This is a genomic window from Vibrio wakamikoensis (assembly GCF_050337275.1).
In the GTDB taxonomy this organism is placed as follows: domain Bacteria; phylum Pseudomonadota; class Gammaproteobacteria; order Enterobacterales; family Vibrionaceae; genus Vibrio; species Vibrio chaetopteri.
The window spans coordinates 1-2732 of sequence record NZ_JAKJST010000056.1; the positions used below are offsets into that span (position 1 = coordinate 1).

The following is a 2732-nucleotide window of genomic DNA, read 5'->3' on the forward strand; positions in this document are numbered from 1 at the left end:
GAGTATCCACTTACGCTACCGGCCTCCCTTGATGTCGACATTTCGGGCATTAGCTTCTCCAATGGCGTAACTTTGGTCGATGGCATGCTCAATGTGCCTATCGGCGTGACGACCTTTAATATCGTTTTGCCAACCGTAGACGATACCCTAGTTGAGCCAACAGAGACGTACACCCTTACCATAGACGGCGTAGACTCGATGGGCAGCATTCTAGACAATGACAAACCGTTTGTCACTTCTGTTGAGGTAACGAACGAAGATGACTCGGTTACCGAAGGTGAGAGTCTGGTGTTCAGCGTAACGCTGTCTGAAGCCACTCAATCGCCTGTTGAATATCCTCTGAGCTTGCCAGATTCCGATGATGTAAACACGTCAAGTATTAGCTTTACCAATGGTGTGACGCTAGTTGATGGCAAGATCAATGTCCCTGTGGGCGTGACCACCTTTGACATTATCCTCCCAACGGTGGACGACCAGTTTGTTGAACCAACAGAAAGCTATACGTTAAATGTCGATGGTGTGGAGTCCACTGGCAATATTCTCGATAATGATAAACCATCGGTGACCTTGATTGATGTGGCGGGTGAGGATGATTCGGTAGTGGAAGGCAGCAACCTTGTCTTCAGCGTAACCTTATCTGAGCAAACACAATCACCCGTGCAGTACCCTTTAACACTGCCTGCTTCTCCCGATGTCGATACAACAAACATCAGTTTTAGCAATGGTGTGAGTTTGACCGACGGAATGCTCAATGTCCCTGCCGGTATTACGACCTTCGATATCATTGTGCCAACAGTGGATGATGAGCTTGTTGAGCCTACAGAAACGTACACCCTATCTGTTGATGGTATTGATTCTACAGGTACTATCCTAGATAACGATAAGCCGTCTATCACTTCGATTGAAGTCGCTGGTGACGATGACTCTGTCATTGAGGGCAACGATTTAGTTTTTAATGTCACGTTATCAGAGCAAACCTTATCACCAGTGGAATACCCACTTACCTTACCTGCATCCCCTGATGTCGACATTGCCAACATCAGTTTTACCAATGGCGTAACGCTTGCCAATGGTATGCTTACCGTACCTGTTGGCATAACAACGTTTGATATTGTCCTGCCGACTGAAGACGACACCATCGTCGAGCCGACCGAAACTTACATGTTAACGTTAGATGGCGTGGAGTCGACAGGTACTATCCTCGATAATGATAAACCTTCGATCGAGTCTATTGATGTTGCTGGTGATGATGATTCAGTCGTAGAGGGCAATGATCTCGTCTTTAATGTGACGTTATCAGAGCAGACGCTATCACCCGTTGAGTATCCACTTACGTTACCGGCCTCCCCTGATGTCTACATTTCGGGCATTAGCTTCTCCAATGGCGTAACTTTGGTCGATGGCATGCTCAATGTGCCTATCGGCGTGACGACCTTTAATATCGTTTTGCCAACCGTAGACGATACCCTAGTTGAGCCAACAGAGACGTACACCCTTACCATAGACGGCGTAGACTCGATGGGCAGCATTCTAGACAACGACAAACCGTTTGTCACTTCTGTTGAGGTAACGAACGAAGATGACTCGGTTACCGAAGGTGAGAGTCTGGTGTTCAGCGTAACGCTGTCTGAAGCCACTCAATCGCCTGTTGAATACCCACTAGCCTTGCCTGAATCGGTTGATGTTGACTTAGCGAACATCAGCTTCACCAACAACGTGACCCTCGTTGGTAGCAACCTTAATGTGCCTGTTGGCGTGACGACGTTCGACATTATTTTGCCAACGGTGGATGATGAGCTTGTCGAGCCGACCGAGACGTACACCTTGTCGGTCGATGGCGTAGAGTCGACCGGCAGCATTGTTGATAACGATAAACCTTCAGTGATATCGATTGATGTCGGCGGTGATAGTGATTCCGTTGTTGAGGGTGAGAATCTTATCTTTAGTGTGACGCTCTCTGAAGCGACCTTGTCACCTGTCGAATACCCACTGACGCTGCCTGATTCCGATGATGTAAACACGTCAAGTATTAGCTTTACCAATGGTGTGACGCTAGTTGATGGCAAGATCAATGTCCCTGTGGGCGTGACCACCTTTGACATTATCCTCCCAACAGTGGACGACCAGTTTGTTGAACCAACAGAAAGCTATACGTTAAATGTCGATGGTGTGGAGTCCACTGGCAATATTCTCGATAATGATAAACCATCGGTGACCTTGATTGATGTGGCGGGTGAGGATGATTCGGTTACCGAAGGGGATAGTCTGGTGTTCAGCGTAACGCTGTCAGAAGCCACTCAATCGCCCGTTGAATACCCTCTAAGCTTGCCAGATTCTCTTGATGTGGACACAAGCAACGTCAGCTTCAGTAACAATGTGACCTTGGTTGGCGGCAGCCTTAATGTGCCCGTTGGCGTGACGACGTTCGACATTATTTTGCCAACCGTGGATGATGAGTTTGTTGAGCCTACAGAAACGTACACCCTATCTGTTGATGGTATTGATTCTACAGGTACTATCCTAGATAACGATAAGCCGTCTATCACTTCGATTGAAGTCGCTGGTGACGATGACTCTGTCATTGAGGGCAACGATTTAGTTTTTAATGTCACGTTATCAGAGCAAACCTTATCACCAGTGGAATACCCACTTACCTTACCTGCATCCCCTGATGTCGACATTGCCAACATCAGTTTTACCAATGGCGTAACGCTTGCCAATGGTATGCTTAC

The 2732-nt window shown here is 47.5% G+C and carries 1 pseudogene; it reads left to right on the forward strand.

Going from position 1 to position 2732, the window contains the following annotated elements:
• Nucleotides 1–2732 (forward strand): annotated as a pseudogene (locus L4C42_RS23395) (hypothetical protein); the annotation flags it as partial.